Here is a 16,137-nt window from a genome sequence, read left to right as displayed (position 1 = left end):
CTGCCTCGCCTGCACCGCCTCCACTGACTGCCACTGCCGAACCCCGGTGAGGAACCTGAAGATGGCCACGGACGACAAGATCCTCAAGTACCTCAAGCGCGTCACCGCCGAGCTCCACGACCTGCGCCAGCAGGTCGCGCGCACCGCGGACGAGCCGATCGCGATCGTCGGCATGGCGTGTCGTCTGCCGGGCGGGGTGGCGAGCCCGGAGGACCTGTGGTGGATGGTCAGCGAAGGCCGGGACGGCGTCTCCGGCTTCCCCACCGACCGGGGCTGGGAGCTGGACGGCCTGTTCGACGCCGACCCGGACAAGGCCGGCACCTCGTACGTCGACCAGGGCGGATTCCTGCACGGTGCAGGCGAGTTCGACGCCGGATTCTTCGGGATCTCGCCGCGCGAGGCGCTCGCCATGGACCCGCAGCAGCGGCTGCTGCTGGAGACCTCCTGGGAGGCGCTGGAGCGGGCCGGGATCGACCCCGGCTCGCTCAAGGGCAAGGACGTCGGTGTCTTCAACGGCATCATGGGCGTGGACTACTTCTTCGGCGGCAACGTGCCGCCGGAGCTTGAGGGCTTCGCCGGAACGGGCGCGGCCGGCAGCGTGGCGTCCGGCCGGGTCTCCTACGTGTTCGGCTTCGAGGGCCCCGCGGTCACGGTCGACACCGCGTGCTCCTCCTCCCTGGTGGCCATTCACCTGGCCTCCCAGGCGCTGCGCCGCGGCGAGTGCTCGATGGCGCTGGCCGGCGGCTCGACCGTGATGGCCACCCCGCACACCTTCGTCGAGTTCTCGCGCCAGCGGGGGCTCGCCTCGGACGGCCGGTGCAAGTCGTACGCGGACGCCGCCGACGGCACGGGGTGGGCCGAGGGCGCGGGCGTGGTGGTGCTGGAGCGGCTCTCGGAGGCCCAGCGCAACGGGCACCGGGTGCTCGCGGTGGTGCGGGGCTCGGCCGTCAACCAGGACGGTGCGTCGAACGGCCTCACCGCGCCGAACGGACTCGCGCAGCAGCGGGTGATCCGCAAGGCCCTGGCGGCCGCCGGCCTGACGGCGGCCGAGGTGGACGTGGTCGAAGGACACGGCACCGGCACGGTGCTCGGCGACCCGATCGAGGCCCAGGCGCTGCTCGCGACCTACGGTCAGGAGCACTCCGCCGAACGGCCGCTGTGGCTGGGGTCGCTGAAGTCGAACGTGGGCCACACCCAGGCCGCGGCCGGCGTCTCGGGTGTGATCAAGATGGTGCAGGCGCTGCGGCATGGTGTGCTGCCGCCGACCCTGCACGTGGATGCGCCGTCCTCGCAGGTGGACTGGACGGCCGGCGCCGTGGAGCTGCTCACGGAGTCCCGCGAGTGGCCGGAGGCGGCGGACGGGCGGCCGCGCCGGGCGGGCGTGTCGTCGTTCGGCGTGAGCGGGACCAACGCGCACCTGATCCTGGAGCAGGCGCCGGAGGTCGAGGCTCCCGAGGTGCCCGTCCTGGACGATGTGCTGCCGTTGGTGGTGTCGGCGAAGAGCGCGGCCTCGCTGACGGGTCAGGCGGAGCGGCTGGCTTCGTTCCTGGCGGCGGGTGAGGTGGCCCTGCCTCAGGTGGCGGGTGCGTTGGTGTCCGGGCGTGCGGTGTTGGGTGAGCGTGCGGTGGTGGTCGCAGGGACGCGGGAGGAGGCGATCGCCGGTCTTCGGGGGATCGCTGACGGTCCGTCGGGTTCGGCGGGTGCGGTTCGGACGGTGGTGGTCTTCCCGGGGCAGGGTTCGCAGCGGGTGGGTATGGGCCGGGAGTTGTACGAGCGGTTCCCGGTGTTCGCGGAGGCGTTCGATGCCGCGTGTGCGGCGCTGGACGCCCAGCTCGCAGGCTGGGTGGAGTTCCCGGTCGCGGATGTGGTGCTGGGGCGCTCGGGTGATCTGAGTCAGACGGTGTTCACGCAGGCCGGGTTGTTCGCGGTGGAGACGGCGCTCTACCGGTTGGTGGAGTCGTGGGGTGTGCGGCCGGACGCGGTGATGGGTCACTCGATCGGTGAGATCGTGGCGGCCCATGTCGCGGGCGTACTGTCGTTGGAGGATGCGGCGGCGGTGGTGGCGGCTCGTGGCCGGTTGATGCAGGCGCTGCCGTCCGGTGGTGCGATGGTGGCGGTGGCGGCGTCCGAGGCCGAGGTCGTGCCGTTGCTGGGTGAGGGTGTGGATCTGGCGGCGGTGAACGGGCCGCAGGCGGTGGTGCTCTCCGGTGTGGAGGATGCGGTGCTGGCGGTGGCGGCGACGCTGGCGGAGCAGGGCCGCAGGACCCGTCGTCTGACGGTGTCCCACGCCTTCCACTCGGCGTTGATGGAGCCGATGCTGGAGGAGTTCGCGGCCGTTCTGGCGGGTGTGAGCTGGTCGGAGCCGCGCTTCCCGGTCGTCTCGAACGTGACCGGAAGGATCGCGGAGGCCGGTGAGCTGACCGACCCGAGCTACTGGGTGGAGCACGTGCGCCGCCCGGTCCGCTTCGCCGACGGCGTCGCCGCGGCGGCCGGCACGGGTGAGGTCGTCTTCGTCGAACTCGGCCCGGGTGCCGCGCTCTCCGGCGTGGTCGCCGACTCGGCGGGCGGGCGCGCCACCTGCGTCGCGGCGCTGCGTGACAACCACGGCGAGGCCCGGACCCTGCTGACCGCCCTCGCCGAGGCCTTCGTGCGCGGCGCCACCGTGGACTGGTCCCAGCTCGTGCCGACCACCAGCCACGTCGATCTGCCGACCTACGCCTTCGACCACCAGCACTACTGGCTCCCCGCCACCCCCACCACCGACGCGACCTCGCTCGGCCAGGGCCGCGCCGACCACCCGCTCCTCGGCGCGGTGGTCCGCCTGCCGCACTCCGACGGCCTGGTCTTCACCTCCCGCCTCTCCCTGCGCACCCACCCCTGGCTGGCCGACCACGCCGTCGGCGGTGTGGTCCTGGTCCCCGGCACCGGCCTGGTGGAGCTGGCCGTCCGGGCCGGTGACGAGGTCGGCTGCGGCACCCTCGACGAGCTGGTGATCGAGGCGCCCCTGGTCGTTCCCGAGCAGGGCGGTGTCCGTCTCCAGGTGGCGGTCGGCGGTCCGGACGCCAACGGTGCACGCACGGTGGACGTCTATTCCACCCGCGAGGACGCGCACGCCGACTCCGTCGAGGCGTGGACCCGCCACGCCACCGGACTCCTCTCGCCGACCAGGACCGAACTTCCGCTGGCCGACAGCGACTTCAGCGCCTGGCCGCCCGCCGGAGCCCAGCCGGCCGACGCCGACGACCTGTACCCCGAGCTGGTGGCCGGCGGCTACGCCTACGGCCCGGCGTTCCAGGGCGTGCGGGCGCTCTGGCGGCGCGGCGAGGAGCTCTTCGCCGAGGTCGCCCTGCCGGACGAGCGTGACGACGAGGCGGGCCGTTTCGGCATTCACCCCGCCCTGCTGGACGCCGCGCTCCACCCGAGCCTGGCGGCGGCCGTCGCCGCCGAGGCCGGCCGGCTCTGGCAGCCGCTGGCCTGGCACGGGCTCACCCTGCACGCCACCGGCTCGGCCGTGCTGCGGGTGCGGCTGGCCCGCGCCGGGCAGGACGCGCTGTCGCTGACGGCGGCCGACGAGAGCGGGGAACTGGTGCTGGCGGCGGACGCCGTGGCGCTGCGCCCGCTGGACGCCGGCCTGCTCGCCGCTGCGGCGGGGCCCGCGCAGGGCGGCGACGCGCTGTTCGAGGTGGAGTGGACCGAGCTGCCCGCCGTCACCGCCACGTCGGCCGCCCAGTGGGTGCGCGTGGACGGTGCCGCCGACGCGGTGGCCGTGGCCGACCAGGGCTCCGCCCGGCCGTTCGTCGTCCTGGAGGCCGTCACCAGCGGTGACGGTGACACCCCCCTCGCGCTGACCTCACGGGTCCTGGAGGCCGTCCGGAGCTGGCTGGCCGACGACGCCGCAGTGGCTGCTCGGCTCGTCGTGCTCACCCGGGGCGCGATGGCCGCCGCCGGCGACGCCGACGTGACCGACCCGGCCGGCGCCGCAGTCTGGGGCCTGGTCCGGGCCGCCCAGGCCGAGAACCCCGACCGGATCGTCCTGGTCGACGCCGAACTGGACGGCACCGAGCCGGACCTGGCGGCCGTACTGGCCACCGGCGAGCCGCAGGTCGCGGTGCGCGGCTCGGCGCTCTCCGCGCCGCGCCTGGTCCGGGCCACCGCCTCCGCGCCCGTCCGGCGCGCGGAGTTCGACCCCGAGGGCACGGTGCTGGTCACCGGCGGCACCGGCTCGCTCGGCGCGCTGGTCGCCCGTCACCTGGTGGCCGAGCACGGCGTGCGGCACCTGCTACTGGTCGGCCGACGCGGCCCGGCGGCCGAGGGCGCCGCCGAACTGATGGCCGAACTGGCCGGGTCGGGCGCCACCGTCACCGTCACCGCGGCCGACGTGGCCGACCGGGAGGCGGTCGCGACCCTGCTCGCGGCGGTCCCCGCGGAGCACCCGCTGACCGGTGTGGTGCACACCGCCGGCGTGCTGGACGACGGCGTGATCGGCGCGCTCACCCCGGAGCGACTGGCCCACGTCTTCGGGCCGAAGGTGACGGCGGTTCAGCACCTGGACCAGCTGACCCGTGAACTTGCGCCCGAGCTGCGGTCGTTCACCGTCTTCTCGTCCGCCTCCGGCGTCTTCGGCTCGGCCGGGCAGGGCAACTACGCGGCGGCCAACGGCTATCTCGACGCGGTCGCGCACCAGCGCCGCGCCGCCGGCCTGCCCGCGCTCTCGCTGGCCTGGGGTCTGTGGGAGCAGGGCGCGACCGGCATGGCCGGGCGGCTGGCCGAGCAGGACCGGACGCGGGTCGGCCGCGCCGGGTTCCTGGGGCTCGCGCCCGCAGAAGGTCTGGAGCTGTTCGACCTCGCCCTGACCGGTGACCGGGCCGTGGCCGTCCCGATCAAGCTGGACCTCCGCGCCCTGCGCGCCGAGGGGGCCGGCGGCATGCCCGTGCCCGCCCTGCTGCGGAACCTGGTGCCCACCGGGCGGCGGTCCGCCCGGACCACCTCCGGGCTCGGCGCCCGGCTGGCCGGCCTGGCGCCCGCCGAGCGGGAGGCACTGCTGCTGGAGCTGGTCCGCACCCACGTCGCCACCGTGCTCGGCCACGCCGGGGCGGCCGACATCCAGGTGGAGAAGGCCTTCAAGGACGCCGGGTTCGACTCGCTGACCTCCGTTCAGCTGCGAAACCGGCTGCGCGGGGCCACCGGTCTCAACCTGCCCACCACCGTCGTCTTCGACTACCCCACGCCCGTCGCCCTCGCCCGGTACCTGGGCGAGGAGTTGGGTGACACCTCGACCGGCGCGGCCGCCACGGGCACGGTGCTCGCCGTGGACCCGGAGGAGCCGATCGCCATCGTCGGCATGGCCTGCCGCCTGCCCGGCGGCGTGGTGACCCCGAACGACCTGTGGCGGCTGGTCGCCGAGGGCCGCGACGCGATCTCCGGATTCCCCGACGACCGCGGCTGGGACGTCCGCGGGCTGTTCGACGCCGACCCGGAGAACGTCGGCACGTCCTACGTGGACCAGGGTGGATTCCTCTACGGCGCAGGCGAGTTCGACGCCGCCTTCTTCGGGATCTCGCCGCGCGAGGCGCTGGCGATGGACCCGCAGCAGCGGTTGCTGCTGGAGACCTCCTGGGAGGCGCTGGAGCGGGCCGGGGTCGACCCGGTGGCAGCGAAGGGCCGGGAGATCGGGGTCTTCTCCGGTGTGATGACCCAGGGTTACGGCATCGGCGGTGCCGTCCCGGCCGAGCTGAGCGGCTTCACCGCCACGGGCTCGGCGATGAGCGTGGCCTCGGGCCGGATCTCGTACGTGTTCGGGTTCGAGGGCCCGGCGGTGACCATCGACACCGCCTGCTCCTCCTCCCTGGTCGCCATGCACCTGGCCGCCCAGTCGCTGCGCCAGGGCGAGTGCACGCTGGCGCTGGCCAGCGGGGCGACGGTGATGGCGACCCCGCACACCTTCGTCGAGTTCTCCCGCCAGAAGGCGCTCTCGCCGGACGGCCGCTGCAAGCCGTTCTCCTCCGACGCCGACGGCACCGGCTGGGCCGAGGGCGTGGGCGTGGTGGTCATGGAGCGGCTGTCCGAGGCCCAGCGCAACGGGCACCGGATCCTCGCGGTGCTGCGCGGCTCCGCCGTCAACCAGGACGGCGCCTCCAACGGGCTGACCGCGCCCAACGGGCCCTCGCAGCAGCGGGTGATCCGCAAGGCGCTGGCCAATGCCGGCCTGTCGGCCGCCGAGGTGGACGCGGTGGAGGCGCACGGCACGGGCACCGTACTGGGCGACCCGATCGAGGCGCAGGCGCTGCTGGCGACCTACGGCCGGGACCGCGACTCCGAGCAGCCGCTCTGGCTGGGCTCGGTGAAGTCGAACCTCGGGCACACCCAGGCAGCGGCGGGTGTGGCGGGCGTGATCAAGATGGTGGAGGCGCTGCAGCACGGGGTGCTGCCGCCCACCCTGCACGTCGAGGCCCCGACCCCGCAGGTGGACTGGTCAGCCGGCGCGGTGCAGCTGCTGACCGAGGCGCGGGCGTGGCCGGAGACCGGGCACCCGCGCCGGGTCGGCGTCTCCTCGTTCGGGCTCAGCGGGACGAACGCGCACCTGATTCTGGAGCAGGCGCCTGAGGCCGAGCCGGTCGAGGCGTCTTCGGAGGACGGCGGTGTGTTGCCGCTGGTGGTGTCGGCGAAGAGCGCGGCCTCGCTGGCGGGTCAGGCTGAGCGGCTGGCGTCGTTCGTGGAGGCCGGCGACGCATCACTTTTGCCTGTGGCCGGGGCGTTGGTGGCCGGGCGTGCGGTGCTGGGTGAGCGTGCGGTGGTGGTGGCGGGGTCGCGGGAGGAGGCGCTGGCCGGGTTGGGCGCGCTGGCCCGGGGCGAGTCGCACCCGGGTGTGGTGAGCGGCGGGGCAGGATCGGGCGGGTCGGGGCGCCGGGTGTTCGTCTTCCCGGGGCAGGGCTCGCAGTGGGTCGGTATGGGTCGTGAACTGATGGACTCCTCGCCGGTGTTCGCGGAGCGGATCGCGGAGTGCGCGGTGGCGCTGGACCGGTGGATCGACTGGTCGCTGATCGAGGTGCTGCGGGGCGAGGCGTCGGCCGAGCTGCTGGAGCGGGTCGATGTGGTGCAGCCGGCGAGCTTCGCGGTGATGGTGGGCCTGGCGGCCGTGTGGCAGTCGGTGGGTGTGGTGCCGGATGCGGTGGTCGGTCACTCGCAGGGCGAGATCGCGGCGGCCTGCGTGGCCGGGGCGCTGTCCCTGGAGGACGCCGCGCGGGTGGTGGCGGTACGGAGCCAGGTGATCGCCCGCGGGCTGGCGGGTCGCGGTGGGATGGCCTCGGTGGCGCTGGCGGAGGAGCAGCTGACCGAGCGCCTGGATCGTTGGGACGGCCGGGTCGAGATCGCGGCAGTCAACAGCCCGTCCTCCGTGGTGGTGGCCGGTGACGCGGAGGCGCTGGACGCGCTGGTCGAGGAGTGGGGCGCCGAGGGCATCCGGGTCCGTCGCGTTGCGGTGGACTATGCCTCCCACACGCGCCACGTGGAGCTGGTGGAGAGTGAGTTGGCCGGGGCGCTCGCGGGCGTGACCGCCGGCGCGCCGGTCGTGCCGTTCTACTCGACGGTGACGGGCGAGTGGGTCCGGGACGCGGGTGTGCTGGACGGCGGCTACTGGTACCGCAACCTGCGCAACCGGGTCGGTTTCGGTGCGGCGGTGGGCCAGTTGGTGGCCGAGGGCTTCGGGGTCTTCGTGGAGTCCAGTGCCCACCCGGTGCTGGTGCAGCCGGTCAGCGAGGTGGTGGACATCACTGACAGTACGTCAGTTGTCGTCTCCGGTTCGCTGCGCCGCGAGGACGGTGGACTGCGCCGGCTGCTGGCCTCGATGGCCGAACTCTTCGTGCGCGGGGTCGCGGTGGACTGGTCGGGCGTGCTCCCCGCCCGGTCGGCGATGGTGGACCTGCCCACGTACGCCTTCGAGCACCGCCACTACTGGCTGCAGACCACCCCCGCGACCGATGCCGGCTCGCTCGGCCAGGCCGCGGCCGACCACCCGCTGATCGGCGCCGTCGTTCCCGTGCCGGAGACCGGCGGCCTGCTCTGCACCTCCCGCCTCTCCCTGCGCAGCCACCCCTGGCTGGCCGACCACGCGGTCGGCGGCGTCGTCCTCGTCCCCGGTGCCGGGCTGGTCGAACTGGCCGTCCGGGCCGGTGACGAGGTCGACTGCGGCACCCTCGAAGAGCTGGTGATCGAGGCCCCGCTCGTCCTGCCCGAGCAGGGCGCGATCCGGCTGCAGATCGCCGTCGGCGGACCGAACGAGAACGGCACCCGCACCGTCGCGGTCTTCTCGGCCCCCGAGGACACGGCCGGTGACAGCGACGGCGAGGTCTGGACCCGCCACGCCACCGGTACTCTCACCGCCACCGCCCAGGCCGCGACCCCGGGCTTCGACTTCACCGCCTGGCCGCCCGCCGGCGCCCAGCAGGTGCCGGTCGCGGGCGGCTACGAGCTGCTGACCGACGCGGGGTACGGCTACGGCCCGGCCTTCCAGGGTGTGCGGGCGGTCTGGCGGCGCGGCGAGGAGCTCTTCGCCGAGGTCGCCCTGCCGGACGAACTGCGGGACAGCGCCGCCCGGTTCGGCGTGCACCCGGCCCTGCTGGACGCCGCCCTGCACCCCGTCATGCTGGACGTGGCACTGGCCGACCCGACGGGCGAACGCCGTACGGACCCCGAGGCGGGCGTGCACCTGCCGTTCGGCTGGACCGGTCTGCGGCTGCACGCGACCGGTGCCGCCGCGCTGCGGGTACGCCTGGTGCAGTCGGCCGGGCACACCCTCGCGCTGGAGGCGGCCGACCAGACCGGCGGCCCGGTGCTGAGCCTGCAGTCGCTGGTCTCCCGGCCGGTCTCCACCGAGCAGTTGGGCCGGGCCGCCGGAGACGACGGCCGGGACACCCTGTTCCGCCTGGAGTGGACCGAGTTGTCCGCTGTCTCGGCGCCGGGCCTGGAGCTGCCGCCCGCCTGGGTGCCGGTGGCCGCCCCGGAGCACCTGGCCATGCTGACCAACGGCTCGGGCGTGGCGCCGGTGGTCGTGCTGGACGCGGTCGGCGGCGGGTCCGGCGCGACGGCGGACGACGCCTTGGAGCTGACCGGCCGCGTGCTGGCGATCGTTCAGGCCTGGCTGGCCGCACCCGCGCTGGAGGAGGCGACGCTGGTCGTCGTCACCCGGGGTGCGATGGCCGCCGGCGGCGACGCCGACGTCACCGACCCGGCCGGCGCCGCAGTCTGGGGCCTGATCCGGGTCGCCCAGGCGGAGCACCCGGGCCGGATCGTCCTGCTGGACACCGACGCCGCCCCCGGCGTGGACGTCGAAGCAGTGCTCACCCCCGTGCTGGCCACCGGCGAACCCCAGGTCGCCGTGCGCGGCACCACCCTGCTGGCCCCGCGGATCACCCGCGCGGCGGCCGAGGCCGGCGCCGGCACCCCGGTCTCCTTCGCCCCGGGCGGCACGGTGCTGATCACCGGCGGCACCGGCACGCTGGGCGGCCTGGTCGCCCGGCGCCTGGTCGGCGAGCACGGCGTGCGGCACCTGCTGCTGGTCAGCCGGAGCGGCCGGCAGGCCGAGGGCGCGGTCGAACTCGAAGCGGCACTGCACGAGTTGGGCGCCGAATCGGTGACCGTCGCGGCCTGCGACACGGCCGACCGGGCGGCGCTCGCGGAGCTGCTGGCCGCCGTCCCGGTCTCGCACCCGCTGACCGGCGTGGTGCACACGGCCGGCGTGCTCGACGACGGAGCGTTCGGGGCGCTGACGCCGGAGCGATTGGCGTACGTCTTCGGGCCGAAGGTGACGGCGGTCCAGCATCTGGACCAGCTCACCCGCGAACTCGCCCCGGACCTGAAGGCGTTCGTCCTCTTCTCGTCCGCCGCCGCGGTCTTCGGCTCGGCCGGGCAGGGCAACTACGCGGCGGCCAACGCCTACCTGGACGCCGTCGCCCACCAGCGGCGAGCGGCTGCTCTGCCCGCACTCTCGCTGGCCTGGGGCCTGTGGGAGCAGGCCACCGCGATGACCGCCCACCTGGACGGCACCGACGGCTCGCGCGACGGCCGGACCCGCAGCCGGGCCCTGAGCTCGGCCGAGGGCATGGACCTGTTCGACCTCGCCCTGCGCGCCGACACGGCCGTGCTCGTCCCGATCCGGCTCGACCTGCGCGGGATGCGGGCCGAGGCGGCTGCCGGCGGCGCCGTGCAGCCGCTGCTGCGCGGCCTGATCCGGGGCACCGCCCGGCAGGCGGCCCGCGCCGCCGCGGCGGGTGACGCCGCGGGCGGGCTGGCCGCCCGGCTGGCCGGGCTCGCGGCCGAGGAGCAGGAGGCGCTGCTGCTCGACCTGGTCCGCACCCACGCGGCCACCGTCCTCGGACACGCAGGGGCGGACGGCGTGCCGGTCGACACCGCGTTCCGCGACGCCGGTTTCGACTCGCTGACCTCGGTCGAGCTGCGAAACCGGCTGCGCGAGGCGACCGCGCTGAAACTGCCCGCCACCGTGGTCTTCGACCACTCGACCCCGCTCGCACTGGCCCGCCACCTGCTCTCCGAGCTCGGCGTGTCGGCGCACACCGCGAGCGCGGACGCCGCGCCCGTGGTGGCGCCGGCCGACCCCGGAGAGCCGATCGCGATCGTCGGCATGGCGTGCCGGCTGCCGGGCGGGGTGGCGAGCCCGGAGGACCTGTGGCGGCTGGTGGTCGAGGGGCGGGACGCGATGTCCGGCTTCCCGACCGACCGCGGCTGGGACCTGGACGGCCTCTTCGACTCCGACCCGGACAAGACCGGCACCTCGTACGTGAGCGAGGGCGGGTTCCTGCACGTGGCCGGGGAGTTCGACGCCGCCTTCTTCGGCATCTCGCCGCGCGAGGCACTGGCGATGGACCCGCAGCAGCGGCTGCTCCTGGAGACCTCCTGGGAGGCGCTGGAGCGGGCCGGGATCGACCCGGGGACGCTGAAGGGCACGGACGTCGGCGTCTTCTCCGGACTGATGGGCCAGGGCTACGGCTCGGGCGGCGACGTTCCGGCGGAGCTGGAGGGCTTCGTCACGACCGGCGCCGGCAGCAGCATCGCCTCGGGACGCATCTCCTACGTCTTCGGCTTCGAGGGCCCGGCGGTCACCGTGGACACGGCCTGCTCCTCCTCGCTGGTGGCGATGCACCTCGCCGCGCAGTCGCTCCGGCAGGGTGAGTGCTCGCTCGCCCTGGCCAGCGGTGCGGCCGTGATGACCGGCCCCGGGGCGTTCGTCCAGTTCTCCCGGCAGCGGGGGCTCGCCTCGGACGGTCGCTGCAAGTCGTACGCGGAAGCGGCCGACGGCACGGGGTGGGCCGAGGGTGCGGGCGTGGTGGTGCTGGAGCGGTTGTCGGAGGCGCGGCGCAAGGGCCACAAGGTGCTGGCGGTGGTGCGGGGTTCGGCGGTCAACCAGGACGGTGCGTCGAACGGCCTGACCGCACCCAGTGGTCTGGCACAGCAACGGGTGATCCGCCGGGCACTGGCCAACGCGGGGCTGTCCACGGCGGATGTGGACGTGGTGGAGGGCCACGGAACGGGCACGGTGCTGGGTGACCCGATCGAGGCGCAGGCGCTGCTGGCGACGTACGGTCAGGAGCGGTCTGCCGAACGGCCGCTGTGGCTGGGGTCGTTGAAGTCGAACATCGGTCACACCCAGGCTGCGGCGGGTGTGGCGGGTGTGATCAAGATGGTGCAGGCGCTGCGGCACGGTGTGCTGCCGCCGACCCTGCACGTGGATGCGCCGTCCTCGCAGGTGGAGTGGTCGGCGGGCGCCGTCGAGCTGCTCACCGAGGCCCGGGACTGGCCGGAGGCGGCGGACGGCCGACCGCGCCGGGCGGGCGTCTCTGCCTTCGGGCTCAGCGGGACGAACGCGCACCTGATCCTGGAGCAGGTGCCGGAGGCCGCGGTGCCCGAGGCCTCCGAGGTGCATGGTGGTGTGTTGCCGCTGGTGGTGTCGGCGAAGAGCGCGGCCTCGCTGACGGGTCAGGCGGAGCGGCTGGCTTCGTTCCTGGCGGCCGGTGAGGTGGCCCTGCCTCGGGTGGCGGGTGCGCTGCTGTCCGGGCGTGCGGTGTTGGGTGAGCGTGCGGTGGTGGTCGCCGGGTCGCGCGAGGAGGCGATCGCCGGTCTTCGGGGGATCGCTGACGGTCCGTCGGGTTCGGCGGGTGCGGTGCGGACGGTGGTGGTCTTCCCGGGGCAGGGTTCGCAGCGGGTGGGCATGGGCCGGGAGTTGTACGAGCGGTTCCCGGTGTTCGCGGAGGCGTTCGATGCTGCGTGTGCGGCGCTGGACGCCCGGCTCGCAGGCTGGGTGGAGTTCCCGGTGGCCGATGTGGTGCTGGGGCGCTCGGGTGATCTGAGTCAGACGGTGTTCACGCAGGCCAGCCTGTTCGCGGTGGAGACCGCGCTCTACCGCTTGGTGGAGTCGTGGGGCGTGCGGCCCGATGCGGTGATGGGTCACTCGATCGGTGAGATCGTGGCGGCCCATGTCGCGGGCGTGCTGTCGTTGGAGGATGCGGCGGCGGTGGTGGCGGCTCGTGGCCGGTTGATGCAGGCGCTGCCGTCCGGTGGTGCGATGGTGGCGGTGGCGGCTTCCGAGGCCGAGGTCGTGCCGCTGCTGGGTGAGGGTGTGGATCTGGCGGCGGTGAACGGGCCGCAGGCGGTTGTGCTCTCCGGTGTGGAGGACGCGGTGCTGGCGGCGGCGGCGACGCTGGCGGAGCAGGGGCGCAGGACCCGTCGGCTGACGGTGTCCCACGCCTTCCACTCGGCGTTGATGGAGCCGATGCTGGACGAGTTCGCCGCTGTTCTGGCGGGTGTGAGCTGGTCGGAGCCGCGTTTCCCGGTGATCTCGAACGTGACGGGTCGTGTCGCGGAGGCCGGTGAGCTGACCGACCCGAGCTACTGGGTGGAGCACGTGCGCCGCCCGGTCCGGTTCGCCGACGGCGTCGCCGCGGCGGCCGGTACGGGTGAGGTCGTCTTCGTCGAACTGGGCCCGGGTGCCGCGCTGTCCGGCGTGGTCGCGGAGTCGGCGGGTGAGCGCGCGACCTGTGTGGCGGCGCTGCGTGACAACCACGGCGAGGCCCGGACCCTGCTGACCGCCCTCGCCGAGGTGTTCGTGCGCGGCGCCACCGTGGACTGGTCCCGACTCGTCCCGGCCGCCGGGCACGTCGATCTGCCGACCTACGCGTTCGACCACCAGCACTACTGGCTCCCTGCCACCCCCGCCACCGACGCGACCTCGCTGGGCCAGGGCCGGGCGGATCATCCGATGCTGGGCGCGGTGGTGCGTCTGCCGCACTCCGACGGCCTGGTCTTCACCTCCCGCCTCTCCCTGCGCACCCACGCCTGGCTGGCCGATCATGCGGTCGGCGGTGTGGTCCTGGTCCCTGGCACCGGCCTGGTGGAGCTGGCCGTGCGCGCCGGTGACGAGGTCGGCTGCGGCACCCTCGACGAGCTGGTGATCGAGGCGCCCCTGGTCGTTCCCGAGCAGGGCGGTGTCCGTCTCCAGGTGGCGGTCGGCGGCCCGGACGCCAACGGTGCACGCACGGTGGACGTCTATTCCACCCGCGAGGACGCGCACGCCGACTCCGTCGAGGCGTGGACCCGCCACGCCACCGGACTCCTCTCGCCGACCCCGCTCGCCGCTCCCACACCGAAGTTCGACTTCAGCGCCTGGCCCCCGCCCGGCGCCCAGCGGGTCGAGGTGAACCTGGACGAGTTCTACGCCGGACTGATCCGGGTGGGCTACACGTACGGTCCGGCGTTCCAGGGCCTGCGCGTGGTCTGGCGGCGCGACGACGAGCTGTTCGCCGAGGTCGCCCTGCCCGATCAGCAGCGCGAGGGCGCCACCGGCTTCGGCATTCACCCCGCGCTGCTCGACGCGGCCCTGCATGCCAACGGCTTCGGCCGCCAGGCCGACGCCACGGCCGGCGCGGGCGAGGCCCGGACGGTGCTGCCGTTCGCGTGGAACGGCCTGGCCCTGCACGCCGTCGGTGCCGCCGACCTGCGGGTGCGGATCGTGCCGGCGGGGCCGGACGCGGTGGCACTGCAGGCGGCCGACGAGACCGGCGGACTCGTCCTGACCACCGACTCACTCGTCTTCCGCGAGGTCTCCGCCGAGCAGTTGGAGGCCGCAGCCGGAGCACCGGACAGCGACGTGCTGTACGGGGTGGACTGGGTCGAGCAGTCCGCTGTTCCTGCCAGGGACGCCTCACCCGTGCCGTCCTGGGCACCGGTCGATACGGCCGCCGAGCTGGCCGCGCTGGCCGGGAGCGGCGAAGCCCCGGCCGCCCTGGTGGTACGGGCGGCTGCGCCGGACGGGGAGACCGATGCCGCCCTGGACCTGACGGCTCGGGTGCTCGGAGTGCTCCAGGCGTGGCTGGCGGACGGGGCGTTCGAGGAGTCCACGCTGGTGGTGGTCACCCGTGGTGCGGTCGCGGCGGGTGGTGACGGTGACGTGACCGATCCGGCCGCGGCTGCGGTGTGGGGTCTGGTGCGGACCGCGATGGCGGAGAATCCGGACCGGATCGTGCTGCTCGACACCGAATCGGAGGCCGTGGAGCAGGAGTTGGCTGCCGTGCTGGCCTCCGGCGAGGCGCAGGTGGCGGTTCGGCGCGGGGCGCTGCTGGTGCCCCGCCTGGTGCGGGTGGCGGCGGGCCCGCAGGGCGGTGAACTGGCCGCCGGTGGCACGGTGCTGGTGACCGGTGGTACCGGTTCGCTGGGTGCGCTGGTCGCTCGGCACCTGGTGGTCGAGCACGGCGTGCGACACCTGCTGCTGGCCAGCCGGCGCGGCCCGGCAGCCGAGGGAGCTGCCGAACTGACCACCGAGCTCACCGAGTTGGGTGCTACAGTGCAGGTGGCGGCCGCTGACGTGGCCGACCGGAACGACGTCGCGGCGCTGCTGGCAGCGGTCCCGGCGGAGCACCCGCTCACGGGCGTGGTGCACACGGCCGGTGTGCTGGACGACGGTGTGATCGGGGCGCTGACCCCGGAGCGGCTGGCCCACGTCTTCGAGCCGAAGGTGACCGCCGTTCAGCATTTGGACGAGCTGACCCGCGGTCTCGACCTGGCGGTGTTCGCGGTCTTCTCCTCCGCGTCCGGTCTCTTCGGCTCGGCCGGGCAGGGCAACTACGCGGCGGCCAACGCCTACTTGGACGCGCTGGCCCACCGGCGCCGGGCGGCCGGTCTGCCCGCGACCTCGCTGGCCTGGGGGCCGTGGGAGCAATCCACGGGCATGACCACCGGCGCCGAGGCCGCCCAGCGCACCCGGTCCAACCGGCGCGGCGGCATCCTGCCGCTCCGCGCCAAGGAGGGCCTGGCCCTGTTCGACGCGGCGATCGGCGGCGGACGGGCCCTGGCCGTACCGGTCGGGCTCGATCTCCGGGCCGTGCGCACGGAGGCGGCGGCGGGCGGCGGCGTGCCGCAGCTCTTCCGGAACCTGGTACGCGACGTGCGCCAGGCGGTGCGGGCCGCCTCCGGCGACGGCCTGCTCCGCCGGCTGGCCGGGCTGACCCGGACCGAGCAGGAGGCGGTGCTGGTCGATCTGCTGCGCGGTCAGGTGGCGCTGGTGCTCGGACACAGCGGTCCCGAAGGCGTCGTCGCCGGTACCCGCTTCCGGGATGCGGGCTTCGACTCGCTGACCTCGGTCGAGCTGCGTAACCGGCTCCGCGCGGCCACCGGCCTCAACCTGCCGGCGACGGTGGTCTTCGACTACCCGACCCCGCTGGAACTGGCCCGGCACGTGCACGCCGCGCTCGTCCCGGACGGCCCGGGCAGCGGCCCGGGCACCGGTCAGGAGATCGACGAGGAGCGGCTGCGGCACGCCCTGGCCGCGCTCCCGCTGGCCCGACTCAGGGAGGCCGGACTGCTCGACGCACTGGTCGAGTTGGCCGCGCTCGACACCGGGACGCCCGGTGCCGAGCCGGACGGAGCGGACGGTGCGGAGTCGATCGGCACGCTCGCCGATCTTGATGTGGACGACCTCGTCCAACTGGCACTCGGTGACAGTCAGGACCTCGAAGGCTGATGCGGTACCCATTGGTGAGGACGGTCAAGTGAGTACGTCGTACGAAAAGCTTGTCGAGGCGCTGCGGAAGTCGCTCGAAGAGGTCGGCTCGCTGAAGAAGGCGAACCGTCGCC

At 74.4% G+C, this 16,137-nt stretch carries 1 protein-coding gene; it reads left to right on the top strand.

Going from position 1 to position 16,137, the window contains the following annotated elements; all coding sequences use genetic code 11:
• Nucleotides 1–61 precede the first annotated feature (61 nt).
• Complete coding sequence (locus ACGF12_RS09215; RefSeq protein WP_393027499.1) at nt 62–16,024, top strand: type I polyketide synthase; 15,963 nt, start codon at nt 62–64, stop codon at nt 16,022–16,024.
• The last annotated feature ends 113 nt before the right edge of the window (nt 16,025–16,137 follow it).

The sequence above is a fragment of the Kitasatospora sp. NPDC048296 genome, assembly GCF_043201815.1.
Lineage (GTDB): Bacteria > Actinomycetota > Actinomycetes > Streptomycetales > Streptomycetaceae > Kitasatospora.
The sequence above is the reverse complement of the archived record's forward strand: the minus strand, read 5'-3'. Positions and strand labels throughout refer to the sequence as shown.

Excerpts from the sequence above, each read along its gene's own strand:
- ACGF12_RS09215 (WP_393027499.1), top strand. The coding sequence starts at position 62 with ATGGCCACGGACGACAAGATCCTCAAGTACCTCAAGCGCGTCACCGCC.